16 protein-coding genes are annotated in these 16972 nt (G+C 64.3%); 3 read left to right on the top strand and 13 right to left on the bottom strand.

Going from position 1 to position 16972, the window contains the following annotated elements; all coding sequences use genetic code 11:
* Positions 1–3: 3 nt before the first annotated feature.
* Positions 4–1110 (bottom strand): ABC transporter permease, encoded by a 1107-nt coding sequence (locus FAZ97_RS06545; protein WP_158757709.1) that lies wholly within the window; start codon positions 1108–1110, stop codon positions 4–6.
* Between the two features lie 61 nt (positions 1111–1171).
* Positions 1172–2800, bottom strand: coding sequence for an ABC transporter ATP-binding protein (locus tag FAZ97_RS06540; protein ID WP_158757708.1), 1629 nt, complete (start codon positions 2798–2800; stop codon positions 1172–1174).
* 267 nt (positions 2801–3067) lie between these two features.
* On the opposite strand from FAZ97_RS06540, the gene FAZ97_RS06535 reads away from it, so the two are divergent.
* Complete coding sequence (locus tag FAZ97_RS06535; protein ID WP_158757707.1) at positions 3068–4000, top strand: LysR substrate-binding domain-containing protein; 933 nt, start codon at positions 3068–3070, stop codon at positions 3998–4000.
* A 66-nt stretch (positions 4001–4066) separates the two neighbouring features.
* Here the strand turns inward: FAZ97_RS06535 and FAZ97_RS06530 are convergent, their stop codons facing one another.
* Together FAZ97_RS06530 and FAZ97_RS06525 are read right to left on the bottom strand one after the other, a co-directional pair.
* Positions 4067–5467 (bottom strand): 8-oxoguanine deaminase, encoded by a 1401-nt coding sequence (locus FAZ97_RS06530; RefSeq protein WP_158757706.1) that lies wholly within the window; start codon positions 5465–5467, stop codon positions 4067–4069.
* Positions 5468–5622: 155 nt separating this feature from the next.
* A complete protein-coding gene (locus FAZ97_RS06525; protein ID WP_158757705.1) occupies positions 5623–5784 on the bottom strand; it encodes a hypothetical protein in 162 nt (53 codons plus the stop codon).
* Positions 5785–6053: 269 nt separating this feature from the next.
* On the opposite strand from FAZ97_RS06525, the gene uraH reads away from it, so the two are divergent.
* The gene (uraH, locus tag FAZ97_RS06520; RefSeq protein WP_158757704.1) at positions 6054–6407 is read left to right on the top strand and encodes a hydroxyisourate hydrolase; all 354 of its coding nucleotides are present in this window, start codon (positions 6054–6056) and stop codon (positions 6405–6407) included.
* A gap of 204 nt (positions 6408–6611) precedes the next feature.
* A complete protein-coding gene (locus tag FAZ97_RS06515) occupies positions 6612–7805 on the top strand; it encodes a urate hydroxylase PuuD (RefSeq protein WP_158757703.1) in 1194 nt (397 codons plus the stop codon).
* 563 nt (positions 7806–8368) lie between these two features.
* Here the strand turns inward: FAZ97_RS06515 and FAZ97_RS06510 are convergent.
* The 9 genes from FAZ97_RS06510 to tadA form a co-directional block, all read right to left on the bottom strand.
* The gene (locus FAZ97_RS06510; RefSeq protein ID WP_158757702.1) at positions 8369–8893 is read right to left on the bottom strand and encodes an ureidoglycolate lyase; all 525 of its coding nucleotides are present in this window, start codon (positions 8891–8893) and stop codon (positions 8369–8371) included.
* 18 nt (positions 8894–8911) lie between these two features.
* On the bottom strand, positions 8912–9922 hold the full coding sequence (alc, locus tag FAZ97_RS06505) for an allantoicase (RefSeq protein WP_158757701.1): 1011 nt from the start codon (positions 9920–9922) through the stop codon (positions 8912–8914).
* A gap of 81 nt (positions 9923–10003) precedes the next feature.
* Positions 10004–10525 carry a 2-oxo-4-hydroxy-4-carboxy-5-ureidoimidazoline decarboxylase gene (uraD, locus tag FAZ97_RS06500; protein ID WP_158757700.1) on the bottom strand — a complete coding sequence of 174 codons (522 nt, stop codon included), beginning with the start codon at positions 10523–10525 and terminating at the stop codon, positions 10004–10006.
* Positions 10522–11481, bottom strand: coding sequence for an allantoinase PuuE (gene puuE / locus FAZ97_RS06495; protein ID WP_158757699.1), 960 nt, complete (start codon positions 11479–11481; stop codon positions 10522–10524). The genes uraD and puuE overlap by 4 nt, the downstream gene beginning before the upstream one ends.
* 259 nt (positions 11482–11740) lie before the next feature.
* The gene (locus FAZ97_RS06490; protein WP_158757698.1) at positions 11741–12529 is read right to left on the bottom strand and encodes an aspartate/glutamate racemase family protein; all 789 of its coding nucleotides are present in this window, start codon (positions 12527–12529) and stop codon (positions 11741–11743) included.
* A gap of 37 nt (positions 12530–12566) precedes the next feature.
* Positions 12567–14081, bottom strand: a complete 1515-nt coding sequence (locus FAZ97_RS06485) for an NCS1 family nucleobase:cation symporter-1 (RefSeq protein WP_158757697.1) — start codon at positions 14079–14081, stop codon at positions 12567–12569.
* A gap of 298 nt (positions 14082–14379) precedes the next feature.
* Positions 14380–15102: a GntR family transcriptional regulator gene (locus FAZ97_RS06480; RefSeq protein ID WP_199272080.1), complete on the bottom strand. Its 723-nt coding sequence runs from the start codon at positions 15100–15102 to the stop codon at positions 14380–14382.
* A 309-nt stretch (positions 15103–15411) separates the two neighbouring features.
* Entirely contained in the window at positions 15412–16338 is a 927-nt protein-coding gene (ldcA, locus tag FAZ97_RS06475) for a muramoyltetrapeptide carboxypeptidase (RefSeq protein WP_158757696.1), read from the bottom strand.
* 25 nt (positions 16339–16363) lie between these two features.
* The gene (gene tadA / locus FAZ97_RS06470; RefSeq protein ID WP_158759076.1) at positions 16364–16969 is read right to left on the bottom strand and encodes a tRNA adenosine(34) deaminase TadA; all 606 of its coding nucleotides are present in this window, start codon (positions 16967–16969) and stop codon (positions 16364–16366) included.
* Positions 16970–16972 lie beyond the last annotated feature (3 nt).

Below are 16972 nucleotides of genomic sequence, written 5' to 3'. Positions count from 1 at the left end.
TGGTCAGCTCGCGGCCGCAACCGGACGGTGGCGGCGCACGCGATAGTTCACGAAGAGATCCGCGCCGAGCAGGCAGAAGAGCAGCAGCCCCTGAAATACGCCGGAAAGCGCTTGCGGCAATTGCAGCGACGTTTGCACCGCTTCGCCGCCCAGATAGAGCAGCGCCATCAAGAGGCTGGCGAGCACGATGCCAACCGGATGCAGCCGCCCCACGAACACGACGATGATCGCGGTGAAGCCGTAGCCCGGCGACCACGTCGCTTGCAGTTGGCCAATGGGGCCGGCAATTTCGCCCATGCCCGCGAGCCCCGCGAGGCCGCCGGAGAGCAGCAGCGACGTCCAGATCGTCTTTTTCTCCGAGAAGCCCGCATAACGCGCGGCGAGCGGCGCGAGGCCGCCCACGCTCATGCGGTAGCCCGCGAAGCTGCGGCGCATGAAGAGCCATACGAGCGGGATGGCCGCGAGCGTGAGGAAGATCGACGCGTTCAGGCGCGTGCCGCGCAGCCAGTGGATGCGCCAGTCGCCGCCGAAGGTCGGATAGAGCGCGTCGCCGCTGAACATTTCGGAGAGCGGAAAGTTCATGCCTTGCGGATCGCGCCAGGGGCCGCTCACGAGCCAGATCAGCAGTTGCGTGGCGACGTAGGTAAGCATGAGGCTCGTGAGAATCTCGTTGGTGTTGAAACGGCTCTTGAGCCATGCGGGAATCGCGGCCCACGCCATGCCGCCCAGCACGCCCGCGAACATCATCAGGAAAAGAATCCACCAGCCCGTGGATTGATCGAAGTAGATCGCCACGCCGCTCGCCGCGATGCCGCCGAGCACCATCTGCCCTTCAGCGCCGATGTTCCACACGTTGGCGCGATAACCCGCCGCGAGACCGAGCGCGATCAGGCAGAGCGGCGAGGCTTTGAGCAGCAGCTCGGACCAGCCGTTGACGCTCGAAAGCGGCTCGATGAAGAACGCGTGCATGGCCTGCAAGGGATCGCGGCCGACGAGGCCGAAGATCAGGAAGCCAATCGCGAGCGTGAGCAGCGCCGCAATGAGCGGCACGGCGATGCGCACCGTGCGCGACGGCGTCGTGCGGGCTTCGAGTCGGTACGGAAAGATCATGGTCGTGAAATCGGTGGTCGGTCTCGGTGGTTTATCTGCGTGCGCGTTTGATGTACGGCATTCAGGCGTTCGCCATGGTCTGCGCGGGCGGCTCGCCGTTCGGCCGGCCGCCACCGTCGCCACGATCGGCGCGCTCGCCAAAGAGTCCCGCCATCCAGCGGCCGATTTCCTCGGCGTTCGTCTCGCCCGTCAAACGCGCGGGCGAAAGGCGGCCGCCCGCGAGCACGGCAATGCGGTCGCAGATGTCGAACAGCTCTTCCAGTTCTTCCGAGATCACGAGTATCGCCACGCCGCGCGCCGAAAGGTCGAGCAACTGCTGGCGGATGAATGCCGCCGCGCCCACGTCCACGCCCCAGGTGGGCTGCGCGACGACGAGCACCTTCGGCGCCTGGAGAATCTCGCGCCCCACGATGTACTTCTGCAGATTGCCGCCCGAGAGGCTTTGGGCCAGCGCGTCCGGGCCGCCGCAGCGCACATCGAATGCGCCGATGCAGCGCTCGGCGAACGCGCGCATCGCGCCGGTCTTGAGCCAGCCCGAGCGCACCATGCCCTCGCGGTGCGCAGTGAGCAACGCGTTTTCGGCGAGCGACATGGCCGGCACCGCGCCCCGCCCAAGCCGCTCCTCCGGCACGAACGCGAAGCCGAGCTTGCGGCGCGCCCCGGCCGAAAGCCGTCCCGCAGGCTTACCGCAAATCTTGACCGCATCGGCGCTCAAGCCGTGACGGGCCGCTTGCGCCTCGCCCGAGAGCGCCGCGAGCAATTCCGCCTGGCCGTTGCCCGAGACACCTGCGATACCGAGTATCTCGCCCGCATGCACGCTGAACGATACGTCGCCCAGCGACGTGCCGAATGGGTCGTCGCTCGGCATCGACAGATGCTGCGCTTCGAGCAGCACGTCGCCGGGCGTATGCGCGCGCCGCGTGTAGTCGGGCAACTCGCGCCCGACCATCAAGCGCGCGAGCGACGCATGCGTTTCTTCGCGCGGAATGACGTGGCCCGTGACCTTGCCGCCGCGCAGCACGGTGGCCGTATCGCAAAGCTCCTGGATTTCATCGAGCTTGTGGCTGATATAGAGAATGCTGCAGCCTTCGGCGGCGAGGCGACGCAGCGTGCCGAACAGCTTGCGCACCGCTTGCGGCGTGAGCACCGAAGTCGGCTCGTCCATGATCAGAAGACGCGGGTTCTGCAGCAGGCAGCGCACGATCTCCACGCGCTGACGCTCGCCCACCGTGAGGCTATGCACATGGCGCTGCGGATCGACGTCGAGGCCGTATTGCGCCGACACCTCGCGAATGCGTTTGCCGAGGGTTTTCAGGTCGAACGGTTCGTCGAGCGAAAGCGCGATGTTCTCGCCAACCGTAAGCGTTTCGAACAACGAAAAATGCTGGAACACCATGCCGATGCCGAGCTTGCGCGCCGCAGCCGGATTGGCGATTTCGACGGCCTGGCCTTCCCAGCGAATCTCGCCTGCGTCCGGGCGCACCGCGCCATAGACGATCTTCATGAGCGTGCTCTTGCCCGCGCCGTTTTCGCCGAGCAAGGCATGAATTTCGCCCGGCGCGACCGAGAGCGTGACGTCGTCGTTCGCGCGCACCGCCGGGTACTGTTTGGTGATGCCGGCAAGCGCGAGGCGCGGCACACCGCTGCCGTCCTGCGCAAGCATTGCCTGACGTGAAGAAGAATCACCCATGGAGGTTCCGCCGTTGTACGTTATGGCTGTCCGAAAACCGTTTGATGTCTACTGCCCCGCTCCGGCGCCGTGCGCCGCTGTGCGGGGGTGACGATACCTTGTAGCCCTGCGAAGGTCGAGCCGCCAAAAATCGCTGTTGCCTTGCTGCACGGGCGGCGCGGCGCATGCCTCGGGGTAAGCCTCGCTTGACGCCACTTTTTGTCCATATTAAAAACGATATACCCCCAAGCCCCATCGATCAGCCAGAACATATAATTCGGAGATTTCATGAGTCAGCAACGCGAGGCGATCGACACGTACCTCTTGCGCGTCTTGCACACGCTTCTGATGGAGCGCAGCGTGACACGCGCGGCCGTCAAGCTCAATCAGTCCCAGCCCGCAATCAGCGCGGCGCTGCGGCGTCTGCGCGACATCACCGGCGACCCGCTGCTTGTGCGCGGCAAGTCCGGAATGGTGCCGACCGAGTACGGCCTGCGCCTGCTCGAACCCGTTCAGAACGCGCTGCGCGAGATCGAGCGCATCCGCTTCCAGCAACACAATTTCGATCCGGCCACGTCCATTCGCTGTTACCGGATTGGCTGTCCTGACTATCTGAACGTCCTGTTCGTGCCGACCGTAGTCGAGCGCTTTCGCCAGGCCGCGCCCAACGCCACACTCGAGTTCCACTCGCTCGGGCCCGCGTTCGACTACGAGCTCGCGCTCGAGGAAGGCAAGCTCGATATCGTCATCGGCAACTGGCCCGAACCGCCCGAGCAACTGCACCTCTCGAATCTGTTCGTCGACCAGATCGTCTGCCTGATGAGCAACACGCACCCGTTCGCCAAGCGCGGCGGGCTCACGCTCGACCAGTACCTGAACGCGCCGCATCTCGCGCCCACGCCCTATTCCGTGGGCCAGCGCGGCGCCATCGACGTGCACCTCGCGCGCGAGCGTCTCAAGCGCCACGTGGTCGTGACGCTCCCGTACTTCAATCTCGCGCCCTACGTGCTCGTGAAATCGGATCTCGTCTTCACGACCACACGCCTGTTCGCCGACCACTACGCGCGCTTCCTGCCGCTCACGGTCGTGCCCGCGCCGCTCGACTTCCCGCCGATGCAGTACTACCAGTTGTGGCACGAACGCTGTCATTACTCGGACGAAGTACGCTGGTTGCGCAGCCTCATCGCCGAAGCGACGAAGACGCTGATCGACAAGCCTTGAGTAATACGGCCGCACGTTGCTGCGGCCGCCTTTCAGTACGCCTTTGCGTTGCGCGCCTGGCCTTCCTCAGCGCGCCATCTCCACGAGCTGTGCCGCGAGCCGGTTGTGCCGTTCGATGACCGGGCCGAGTTCCACCGTCTGCAGCACGCCCTCCTTCACCACCACGCGCCCGCCGATCACGCTCAACGCGACCTGGGAGGGTGCGCAAAACACCAGCGCCGCGACCGGATCGTGCAGCGCCCCGGCGAAAAGTGGCTGGCGCAAGTCGAACGCCACGAAGTCGGCCGCCATGCCGGGGGCGAGCGCGCCAATGTCGTCGCGACCCAGCACCTGTGCGCCGCCTAACGTCGCGATCTCGAGCGCTTCGCGCGCCGTCATGGCGTCCGGGCCGAAACCCACGCGCGCAAGCAGCATGGCCTGACGCGCCTCGGCCACCATCTGCGCGCCGTCGTTCGATGCCGAGCCGTCCACGCCCAGCCCCACCGGCACGCCAGCCAGGCGCATCTTCTTCACGGGCGCGATGCCCGAGGCGAGCCGCATGTTCGAGCACGGGCAATGCGCGACGCCCGTGCCTGTGCGGCCGAACAAGCCAATGCCGTGGTCGTCGAGCTGCACGCAGTGCGCGTGCCATACGTCGCGGCCCACCCAGCCGAGATCCTCGGCATATTCCGCGGGCGTCATGCCGAACTTTTCGCGGCTGTAAGCAATGTCGTTGACGTTCTCGGCGAGATGGGTGTGCATCGACACGCCGTAGTGCCGCGCAAGCACCGCCGATTCGCGCATCAGGTCGCGGCTCACCGAGAACGGCGAGCACGGCGCCACCACGACGCGCAGCATCGCGTACCGGCCCTCGTCGTGATACGTCTCGATGAGGCGCTGTGTGTCGGCGAGAATCGCGTCTTCGCGCTCGACCACGGAATCGGGCGGCAGACCGCCGTCCTTCTGCCCGACGCTCATGCTGCCGCGGCTCGCATGAAAGCGCATGCCGATGCGTTGCGCGGCGCGAATGCTGTCGTCCAGGCGGCTACCGTTCGGATAGATGTACAGATGATCGCTGGACGTCGTGCAGCCCGAGAGCAGCAGTTCCGACATCGCCGTAAGCGTGGAGACCTCGATCATCTCCGGCGTGAGGTTCGCCCACACCTTGTAGAGATTCGTGAGCCAGCCGAACAGTTCGGCGTCCTGCGCGGCCGGCACGGCCCGCGTGAGGCTCTGGTACATGTGGTGATGCGTGTTGATGAGCCCAGGCGTCACGAGGTGGCCGCTGGCGTCGATCACTTCGTCGGCCGTCGCGGGCAACTCCGCCGTCGGGCCGACCGCGACGATACGGTTGCCTTCCACATAGATGCCGCCCCCGCGAATCTCGCGGCGTGCGCCGTCCATCGTCACCAGCATGTCGGCGTTCTTCACCAGCAAGGTCTTGCCGGCCTTTTGCGGGTCCTGGCCCTGTGCGAGTGTGCGTTCCATCGTCCTTGTTCGCTCCGTTGTCGTGCCGCCGCGAGCCTTTAGTCCTTCTCGCTCGCGCGGCGTGTGAACCAGACGCCCTCGCCTCACCCGCCGGCCTCGCCAGTCGCCCAGGCGCCCGGTGCCGACGCGTCCCGACGAGGACGCCGCTGGCCCGGTTACCCGGCGTCCACCGCCGTCTTCGGGACGCGCAGCACGCGCTGCGCATGGCCTCTACGATCCGCAACCAAAATTGTCATGGCAATTCGCGCCGGTGCGATACCCACATTTACGCCACGCATATAAAGGTCGATTTTTGGCGTCGCTACGATGCAATCCATGGCGCCGCGTTAATCCAGGGCGCAATGAGCGCCGGCGCCCGTGCGGTACCCAGGGCCTACCCTCATGCGCGAAGATTTATCTTTCCTATCGCTCGCGCGCGCCGGGGGCGATCGTTCTTAAAATGCGTTCACGGCGCTCGCTTCGATCCGCCGACGGGTATGTAGCCACTGACGTGGAGCCTCGATCCGCCGCAATGCATCATGCATGGGATCGAGAGCTGCCGCTGAAACCTCGCAATCGCACCAGGCACTCACAAGGAAAACTGCGAATGGGCAAGCTGACTACCCACGTGCTCGACACCGCGAACGGCCGTCCCGGCGCGGGCATCAAGGTCGAGCTCTTTGCGCTCTCGGGCGACGCGCGCCGCGCGCTCAAGACCGTGACCACCAATGACGACGGCCGCTGCGACGCGCCGCTGCTCGAAGGCGAGGCGCTCGCCAAAGGCGAATACGAACTCGTGTTCCACGCCGGCGACTACTTCGCCGCCCTCGGCGCGAGCGTGCCCGAGCCGCGTTTCGTCGACCGTGTGGTGCTGCGCTTCGGCATCGCCGACGCCGGTTCGCACTACCACGTGCCGCTACTCGTTTCGCCGTGGTCGTACAGCACCTATCGGGGCAGCTGAGCGAGCACCGCAACACATTCTCATAGGGCATTGCGGGCGACATTCAAGCCCGATTCATCGAGCCCAAGGTCATTCGAACAACAACGGCAGCGCGGCAGCGCCATGGGTCGTCCGGCGGCCCTAACGCGATGTGGCGCGCTCATACCCCGCAGTTAGCGCGTGCGAACCAACGCGTGCGCCATGCATCAGGACTGGAGACGTTTCATGGAAGGCTTTATTACCGATTGGCTGAACCTCGCACTGCGCTGGTTCCACGTCATCGCGGCGATCGCCTGGATTGGCGAGTCGTTCTATTTCGTCGCGCTCGACAACAGCCTCAAACCGCCCACGGACCCGAACCAGCGCCGCCGCGGCGTGTTCGGCGAACTGTGGCACGTGCACGGCGGCGGCTTCTACAACATGCAGAAGTACACCGTAGCGCCGCCTGAAATGCCCGACGACCTGCACTGGTCGAAGTGGCCGTCGTACACCACGTGGCTCTCGGGCGCGTCGCTTTTCACCGTGCTGTACCTCATGGCGCCGAACACGTATCTCATCGACAAGAACGTGCTCGACATGGGTCCGGTCGTCGCGATCTTCTCGGCGCTCGGCTTCCTCGCCGCGGGCTGGATCGTCTATGACTCGCTGTGCCGCGCGCTCGGTACGAAGGACAAGCTGCTCGGCGTGTGCGTGGGCATCTACGTCGTGATCGCCGCTTACCTCGCCTGCCACATTTTCTCGGGTCGCGCCGCGTATCTGATCATGGGTGCGATGCTCGCGACGATCATGTCGGCCAATGTGTTCTTCGTCATTATCCCGGGCCAGCGCAAGATGGTCGCCGCGATGCTCAAGGGCGAAGTGCCGAACCCGATCTACGGCAAGCGCGGCAAGCAGCGTTCGGTGCACAACACGTACTTCACGCTGCCCGTGGTGTTCGCGATGCTGTCGAACCACTACGCCATGACCTATGCGCACGCCTATAACTGGGCCGTGCTCGTGGTGATCATGCTGGCCGGCGCGCTGATTCGCCAGTTCTTCGTGATGCGTCACCGCGGCCAGCAGCTTTGGTATCTGCCGATCGGCGGCGTGGCCCTGATGTTCGTCGCGCTGGTGTGGACGCTGCCGCGCCCGGTCGTGCCGCAGGCCGAAGCCGCGAATGCGCCGGCGCTCAAGGTCTCCGACATCCAGCCGATCCTGCAGCAACGCTGCGCGTCCTGTCACTCGGCCCACCCGACGATGATGGGCGCGGCGCCCGCCGGCGTGATGTTCGATACGCCTGATGAAATCTCGCAGAATGCGCAGCGGCTGTATCAGCAGGCGGTGACGCTCAAGGCGATGCCGCTTGGCAACGTCACGCACATGACCGACGACGAGCGGCAGAAGATTGCGATGTGGTTCCAGGGGGGCGCGAAGCAGTGACGTAGCCGAAAGCAGCGCGCGTCGATTGAATCGCGCGCTACGAACCCGCAAAGGAAGGACCCGAAGTGCGATGCGCTTCGGGTCCTTTGGATTTTGGGTGGCGCGTTTCGGGTCGCTTGCTCGTGGGGCCGGTGCGCGGAGTGAGAGAACGACGCCCCGCGCGCCCAGCGATCCACTCTGTGCTGCGACGCGAGCCGTTGTATCGGGCCACCTCGCCCGCGTTCGCGGAGTCGCTACCCGAACCGTTGTCGCTCGTCTGACTGCCCGAAGATTGCGGCGTGGATCAGGTTGCTGCGAGCCGGCAAGGTCGAGCGTGTGCGCTACGTGATCCCACAGCGCGTTCGGCTTGGCTGGGCCGCGATCGTGGTTGGTGGCAGGATAGAGAAACAGATGCTGGTGCGCATCTGCGATCGGCGAAAGGCGCGGAAAGTGCGGCCGCCTTATTGCACTAACCGAGGCCGCTTTTACTTTGACGCCGCCCTCCCCTCTGAGTTGAGGCGCTCAAACGCAAAAAAGCCACGGCTTGCGCCGTGGCTTTGTGCACTGCTACGGAATGCGAAAAATTAGCGTAGTGCCGCAGTCATCGCTTCCTGGGTCAACCAGAGCGACTCGGGCAAATCCTGCTCGTTGAGATTGAGCCCTTCGCCGCCACGATCGACAACGATGAAATCGCTCACCTCGTCCAACGCGATGAGCGGATGATGCCAGACGCCCTTCGCATAATTCACACCCTGCCAACCGCGTGATACGAAAGCGCGAATCTGCGTGACGTCCAGATCGCCAGCCGGGGCGACCACCACGAGATACGGCTTGTCGTTGAGCGGCACGAAAGCCTGGCTGCCCAGCGGATGCCGTTCGAGCATCTTCACTTCGAACGGCAGCTCGCGGGGCTGCCCGCGAAACAGATTCACGAGCGTGCGGCCGCCTTCGTCGGTCACATCCACTTTCGCGAGGTCGTGGTAGCGGATCGTGGTACCGAGATTAATCGGTATCTGTTTGGCACCGGCAAGCTCGATCACGTCGCCGAACGGCGCGAACGCCTCGTGCGTGAGCGGCTCGATGGTCAGCGTCGTCCTTGTTTCACTCATGATGGCCTCGTCACCGGATCACGCGAGCGTGCCCCACAGGCGCACGCGGGAAACGCCGCCATCGGGGAAGATATTGAAGCGCACGTGCGTAACCGGGCCCAGCGCGGCAAGCTCGCTTTCGAAGTAGTGCTGCTTGTCCATTTGCAGCTTTTGCTCGCCGAGCAATACCGGCCAGAACATGGCCTGGGTCACGAGCGAGCTGTCCGTGCCGCCGACCACGCGCGCGGCCTGGAACGAGCAACGGTCGGGATAGTTGCCCTTGAAGTGCGCCGTATCGACTTCGATCTTCTTGATGATGCCAGGCTGCGCGAGCGCGATGATCGCCCAGTCGTTGCCCGGTTCGCGGCGGCGGCGCGTTTCCCAGCCGTCGCCCATGTTCACTCCACGGCCCGGCATGAGCAGCGTGGAGGCCATGCCGAAGTGCTGGTTGTTCGCGCCAACGAGATACGCGCCGTTTTCCATCGCGGCCAGGTCGAACAGTTCGGTACGGCTCGCACCCGCCCAGTCCACCTGCGGCTGGCCATACACGCGCAGACGCGCGATGCCGCCATCGGGATAGATATTCACGCGCAGGTGCGTGTACGGCTTGTCGCTCGACACTTCAACGTAGTGGTGGCTATTGCCGTTCAACGAGGTCGAGGGAACGATTTCCGTCCATTGCGTCGTGGCGGTGGGTGCGCCATCCACCACATACGCGCCTTCGACAGACGCCGCCGGCGGATAGTTGCCGGTGAAGTGGCTCGTATCGATATCGAGGCCCTTGATGACACCGGGGCGCGCGAGCTTCACGATGCACCAGTCGTAGCCGGTCGTGCGCTTGCGGCGCGTTTCCCAGCCGTCCATCCACTTGCCGTGTTCGTCGTACTTGCCGGGAATGAAGACGGCAGCCTCCGGATTGAGCATGCGATCCTTCGGCGCGAAGAAGTCGTCGCTCGCCTCGAGCGCCTGCGCGCCCAGCCGCGGGTCCGCGAGATTCACAAAGCGGCGCGTGAAATCAGGAGCGTTGGGGTCGAGAGTCGGGAGTGCCATCGTTGTCTTCCTTCGTGTCTTTTCTGTAGATCAAAACGGCGCTGCGCCCTCTTGCGAACAACCGGAGGGCGCATCGCCACGTTACGCGTCGATCAGCTCATCCAGCCTGAAGCGCGCAATGCGGTAAATCTGGTCGAGGCTCGCGCGCATTTCGTCAGCGCGGCTGTTGTTCACGCGCGCTTCGAAGTTCGCGATGATGCCGTGCCGGTCGTAGCCACGCACGGCAAGAATGAATGGGAATCCGAACTTCTCGCGATACGCGCCATTGAGTGCGAGGAGCTTGTCGAGCTCTTCCTGCGTGCACTGATTCAGGCCCGCGCCGCTTTGCTCGCGCGTGGATTCGGCGGTCAGCTCGCCGCGCACGGCAGCCTTGCCCGCAAGCTCCGGGTGGGCGTTGATCAGCGCAAGCTGCTTGACCTCGCCTGAGGTTTCCACGGCCTGCGACATGGTGCGATGCAACGCGTCGACGCTTGCGAACGGGCGCTGCTGCGCGGCCGCCTCGGCCACCCAGGGCGAGTGCTCGAAGATACCCGAAAGCGCCGCCACGAAGGCGTCGGCCGAGGCTTGATTCAGCTGTTCGAGGGTGTAGTGCATTGCCTTCATGCGGCGGCCCCGCGGTGGTCGTTCTGTTGCGGTTGATAGGGATGATGCTCGCGCCAGTGGCGCGCGATGTCCACGCGGCGCGTGACCCACACGCGCTCATGTTTTTCGATGTGATCGAGAAAGCGCTGCAGCGCGCGAAAACGCCCTGGGCGTCCGAGCAGCCGGCAATGCATGCCGATCGAGAGCATCTTCGGCGCTTCGTCGCCTTCTTCGTAGAGCACGTCGAACGCGTCGCGCAAGTAGGTGAAGAAGTGGTCCGCCGTGTTGAAGCCCTGGGGCGACGCGAAGCGCATGTCGTTCGTGTCGAGCGTATAAGGCACGATCAGTTGCGGCACCGTCTTGCCGCCCGTGACATCCACGTCCATCCAGAACGGCAGGTCGTCGCCGTAATAATCGGAGTCGTAGAGGAAGCCGCCATACTCGGCGACGAGGCGATGCGTGTTCGGGCTGTCGCGGCCCGTGTACCAGCCGAGCGGGCGCACGCCCGTCACGCGCTCGATCGCTTCCATGCCGAGCTTCATGTGCTCGGCTTCCTTCGCGGGCGAGACGTCCTGGTAGTGAATCCAGCGGTAGCCGTGGCAAGCGATCTCGTGGCCCAACTCGACAAACGCGCGCGCGACTTCGGGATGACGCTCGATCGCCATGCCCACACCGAACACGGTAAGCGGCAGACCGCGCTTTTCGAATTCGCGCAGGATGCGCCACACGCCCGCGCGCGAGCCATATTCGTAGATCGACTCCATGCTCATGTGGCGCGCGGGATACGCCGCGGCGCCGACGATTTCGGAGAGGAACTGCTCGGAGCCGGGGTCGCCGTGCAGCACGCAGTTTTCGCCGCCCTCTTCGTAGTTGAGCACGAACTGCACCGCGACGCGCGCCTGGCCGGGCCAGTTGGCCTGCACCGGATGCCGGCCATAACCGATCAGATCGCGGGGATATTGGGGATCGAGTGGCATGCTGGTCGAATCAATCGAATAAAGAGGATGAAACGAAATATCCGCGCTACGGCGAGGCGCCGTGAAGCGGCCGCCGGCGCTGGTTGGCAAGGCCTGGCGGAAGGTCCGCGCAACCTGCTTACAGGACCGGTTCAGTGTAGCGAAATCACCCGTACGCGCCCATACGCACGCTCAGATAGTACGGGTCAAGCGAGGTGTATGTGGCCGCCCGGTTCGCCGGGCAGTTGGGCGGCCACATCGACTCGCACGCGTTACGCGTTTACCCGTAGCGCAGCGGGCGCACGGGCGGCGGCGTTTCAGTGACAGGCGCGGGGTTGGTCGGGCTGAAACGCGCGAAATCGCCGTCGTAACGCTTGGCGAGCGGTCGCGCGAAGTCGCCACGCTTGGCGGTCGTGAGCCGCAATGCGACGAGCGCCTCCACCCACTTCACGGCGGCCGTCACACCGTCCACCACGGGCACACCCAGCGCGTCTTCCACCTGCGCGCACAGGCTCGTCATGCCCGCACAACCCAGCACGATAGCGTCCGCGCCGTCTTCTTCGAGCGCGCGGCGGCACTCGTCGACGATTGCACGGCGTGCGGCCGATCCCGGTTCGTCGAGTTCGAGCACGGCCACATCGATTGCACGTACGTTGCGGCAAAAACGCGTCATGCCGTAGCGCTCCGCAAGATGCCAGGCCATTGCGCGAGTGCGCGAAAGCGTCGTCACGACCGAGAAGCCGGGCGCGAGCACGCTCGCCGCATGCATCGCGGCTTCCGCGATGCCTACGACGGGCCCGCGCGCCAGCTCGCGCGCCGCGTAGAGGCCCGGGTCGCCAAAGCATGCGATCACGTAGCCGTCGAAGCCTTCGCGCTCGCCCGCCTCCACTTCGGCGAGCAGACCAGGTGTGGCGAGCGCCTCGTCGTAATAGCCTTCGATCGACGGCGGCCCCATCGTCGGGCTCACCGCCACCACCTCCGTGCCCGGCGCGATCACGGCGCGCGCGCACTCCCCCATCGCGGCGGTCATACGCTGCGTGGTGTTCGGATTGATCAATTTGATGCGCATTTCGATTCCTTCGTCGATGCCTGGTTTTGCGTGAAGCTCATGCCTTTGCGCGAGCGCGTTCGCCCATCGTGAGCGCGCGATAGAACAATGCGCCGAGCGCTGCGCCAATGAACCACGAGAAGTTCGCGGCGCCGCCGAGCGACGGCACCATCACGCAGAGAATCGCGATGACCGCTGCCGGCAGCAAGGCCGACACCGCACGCCAGTTCACGCCGTTGCGATACCAGTACGCGCCCTTCGGCGACACCGAGTACAGATCATCCACGGCAAGACGTCCACGCTTCACAAGATAGAAGTCAACGATCAGGACACCGTACAAAGGACCGATGAAGGCGCCGAGGATATCGAGCGTGTAGTGAATCACGGCCGGGTTGTTGAAGAGATTCCACGGCGTGATGAAGATCGAAGCCACGGCGGCGAGCATGCCACCCGCACGCCAGCTGATGAGCCGCGGCGCGACGTTGGAAAAGTCGAATGCGGGCGAAACGAAGTTCGCGACGATGTTGATGCCGATGGTCGCAATCGTGAACGTGAGTGCGCCGAGAATCACAGCGGTGGGATGATCGATGCGGCCGACCGTTTCGACGGGATCGGTAATCAGTTCTCCGAACACAGGGAGCGTGGCCGACGTCGTAATGACCGTGACGAGCGAGAACGCGAGGAAGTTGACCGGCAGACCCCAGAAGTTGCCCTTGTGAACGCTCTTGAGCGACTTGCCATAGCGTGAGAAGTCACCGAAATTGAGCATCGGCCCCGAGAAGTACGACACCACGAGCGAGATCGCCGTGATCATCACCGGAATCACTTCGGCGCCGTGATACTTCACGCCACCGAGATTCAGGCCGATGTTGTGCCAGCCCGCGCGATACACCATGTAGCCCGCAAGCGCGAACATCACGACATACACCGCCGGCCCCGCGAAATCGATGAACTTCTTGATGGTCTCCATGCCGTTCCAGAACACGAGTGCCTGAAGCACCCAGAGCGTCATGAAGCCCGCCCAGCCGACTGCGGAAAGCCCGAGCATGCCGTGCTTGTGCACATCGGCATAAGGCATGAGTTGCGGCACGAACTTGAGCACGACGATCACGAGCGCGCTCGAAGCGAGATAGGTCTGGATGCCGTACCACGCCACGGCGATGAGACCGCGAATCACAGCGGGAATATTGGCGCCGAGCACGCCGAAGGTGCCGCGACAGGCGACCGGGTACGGCACGCCGTGACGCTGACTGGGCCGCGCGATCAGGTTGCAGAGCACGTTGACGATGGAGATGCCGACGATCAGCGCTACGAGCACTTGCCAGCTCGTGAGGCCAAGCGCGAAGAGGCTCCCCGCGAACACATAGCCGCCGACGCTGTGCACGTCGGACATCCAGAACGCGAAGATGTTGTACGCGCCCCAGGTCTGCTCCTTGAGCGGAGCGAGGTCGTGGTTGTAGAGCCGCTCGCTGTAGCCGGCCGGCAAGCGCAGATTTTCTGCGGACTCGCTGCTTTCGCCTGATTCGAAGTTGGGCACTGCCGGACTGCCAGGTGATGCGCTGAATTGAGCCATGATCCGCTCCTTGGATGGATTTGCCGACGGAAGAAAGACGCCTGAACGCCTCGAAACGCGTGCGTACCGCCGCTGGACGCGGCCGCCGCGATATCCCCGAATGGTTTGGCCCTTGCCGGCACTGCACCGGTCGCCGCTGCGGGCGCCCTGTAACGCTGTGCCTGTGTGAGCCGTTCGCATGCACGGCATGCGCCCCACTCCATCCTTTTCAGCGGCGGCGGCCACCGTTCTTCGTGAGGCGCCGCGCCTTACTGCAATCCTCGACTCCAATCCGTTTCCGTCCCGCCTCGGGAGCGGGTCAGCGTGCGAGCGTAGTCGTCTCGCGAGCGCCGAACACTTCCTGCAAATCGACCGAAGCGCCCGCCGGCCGGTCGAGCATCCTGAGTTCGACACCCTGCAAATGGCGCACCATGAGATCGATTGCCTCTTTCTCGTTGCCGGCCTCGAGCGCCGCGAGAATCGCCTCGTGGTCGTCGAACGAGCACGGGCTGCGTCCCGGCGATTCGTAGAGCGCTGAAATCAATGTCGAACGCGCAACGAGCCCGTTGAGGCAATCGCACAGCACCGTATTGCCGGTGAGCGTGGCAAGCGACGTATGAAACTCACCCGAAAGCCGGATCCACGTCGGGAAGTCGCGCCCTTCAAAAGCCTTGCGCTCGCGCCGGATCGTCTCGCCGATGGTTTTGAGCCGACGGTTGCCGTGCTGCGCGCTGCAGATTCGCCCCACCACCGCCAACTCGATGATCCGCCGCATTTCAAACACCTCGTGCACTTCCTGCAGCGTCGGGCTTGCGACGAACGCGCCACGATTGGGCTCCAGATCCACGAGATGGTCCTTCGCGAGCAGCGCGAGCGCCTGGCGGACCGGGCCGCGCTTCACGCCAAATACTTCGCACAACTGTGCTTCAGTCAACTTCGCGCCTGGCGGCAGCCGGTGCTCGAGAATCGCTGCGCGGATTCGCGCGGCGATCGCTTCGGGCTTCATGCCGGTTGCTTCGGCGTCGATATCGGTCTTTCGCATGGCTCCGTTCTCTATGTTGGGTATCCTAGGTTGGACATAAATATTGTCAACAATTTTCTGGACGAACCTAGGGAAGATCCCCACCCGTTCGTCGACTATCAGATGCCTCTTCTCGGTGAATAGCGCATTATTTCAGGGAATTCAGCACCTGCATGGTGATTCTTCGCCCCAATTTGGCCGCGTTTTTTGTCAACAATTTATAGCGATGGCGTTGGAATGAGCATGGTCTGGCACGGTCCGGAATTGGCTGTTAGTTGCATTAATGTCCGTAAAAAAAGCGCCCGAAAGCGCTTCTGCGTCAGTGCGAAATCAGCTCAGATACGGGTAGCCGCTCACAGTCAGCTCGAAGCCATGGGCGGTGGTGTTCAGTTGTGCCGGCGCGCCCATCGGCAACGTGACCATGTCCGGAATATGGCCGAACGGCAGGCCCGTCACCACCGGAATGCCAACTACGGAGCGCACCTGCTCCACCATTTCACGCAGATCGTAGCCGTTGTCGTAATCGAACTGCTTGTGGCCCGTGAAGTCGCCCAGCACCAGCGCTTGCTGGCGCGCAAGAATGCCAGCCAGGTGCAACTGATAAATCATGCGCTCGATGCGAAACGGCTGCTCGTTCACGTCTTCGACGAACAGGATGCCGCCCTCAACAGCCGGCAGATAAGGCGTGCCGATCAATGAAGTCAGCACCGCCAGATTGCCGCCCCAGAGCGTGCCCGAAACATTCGTCGATTGCGGCTGCGGCGCATTCACCTTGAGCGTGTAGCCCGGTTTCGAGAGCGTGTCCCAGAAGTGATGCATCGTGAAGCTGCTAAGACTTTCGGCGCCGAAGTCGCTGCAGAGCATCGGACCGCCGAACGTCGTGAGCCCCGCGCGCGCGAACAGCGCGAGTTGAATGGCGGTGAAGTCGCTATGCCCCACGAACGCGATGGGTTGATCCTTCAGGCGCCGCTGCAGTCCGTCGTAATCGAGACCGTGCAAGATGCGCACCGCGCCGTAGCCCCCGCGCACGGCGAGCACGATGTCGGGCAAGTTGCGCGACGGATCGGCGAGGCGGTTCAGTTCGGCCGCGCGCTGGCCATCTGTGCCGGCAAACCGTTGATAGCGCCGCTCGGTCGCCTGCACGCCGTCGACGTGATGGCCCTGCGCCCGCAACCGTGCAAGCCCACGATGCACGGCCTCCGGATCGTGCGGATAGCCAGATGGTGCGATCAGTTCGATGGTGCGATGAATGGTCATGTCGAAATCGATTCAACCGTGAGATTCAACCCGCGGGTTCGTTCGGACCGGCTACGCCGGCTCCTCCCTGCGCTTCCTCTGCCTGCGCCCGAGCTGCGCGGCGCGCTTCCCGGCTCGCGCGGCGCCGGTCAGCGAAAAAAGCACGCAACGCCTCGCCGCACTCATCCGCCAGCACACCGCCGGAAACGCTCGTATGGTGATTCAGCTGCTCGTTGGCAAAGGCATCGACCACGCTGCCGCATGCGCCGGTTTTCGGGTCGTGGGCGCCGAACACCACGCGCGCGATACGCGCGTGCATGATCGCACCGGCGCACATCAGGCACGGTTCAAGGGTCACATAGAGTTCGCAGCCGGGCAAGCGGTAGTTACCCAGCGCGTGCGCGCCCGCGCGCAATGCCGCCATTTCCGCGTGCGCGGAGGGATCATGCGCGCCGATCGGATGATTGAAGCCGGAGGCAATCACTTCGTCACCGCGCACGAGCACCGCGCCCACAGGCACTTCGCCCGCGGCGCGAGCCTCTTCGGCAGCGGCCTGCGCGAGGCGCATGAAATGCTGATCGCGCTCGGAGACGGGACTGAGTTGCGAGGCGGCTTGTGAAGCGTCTTCGGAAGCGGCCACGGAGGCCGTCAAGAC

This window comes from Paraburkholderia acidiphila (genome assembly GCF_009789655.1).
Taxonomy (GTDB): Bacteria; Pseudomonadota; Gammaproteobacteria; order Burkholderiales; family Burkholderiaceae; genus Paraburkholderia; species Paraburkholderia acidiphila.
Note: the sequence above shows the minus strand (reverse complement) of the source record. Positions and strands in the feature narration are given on the sequence as shown.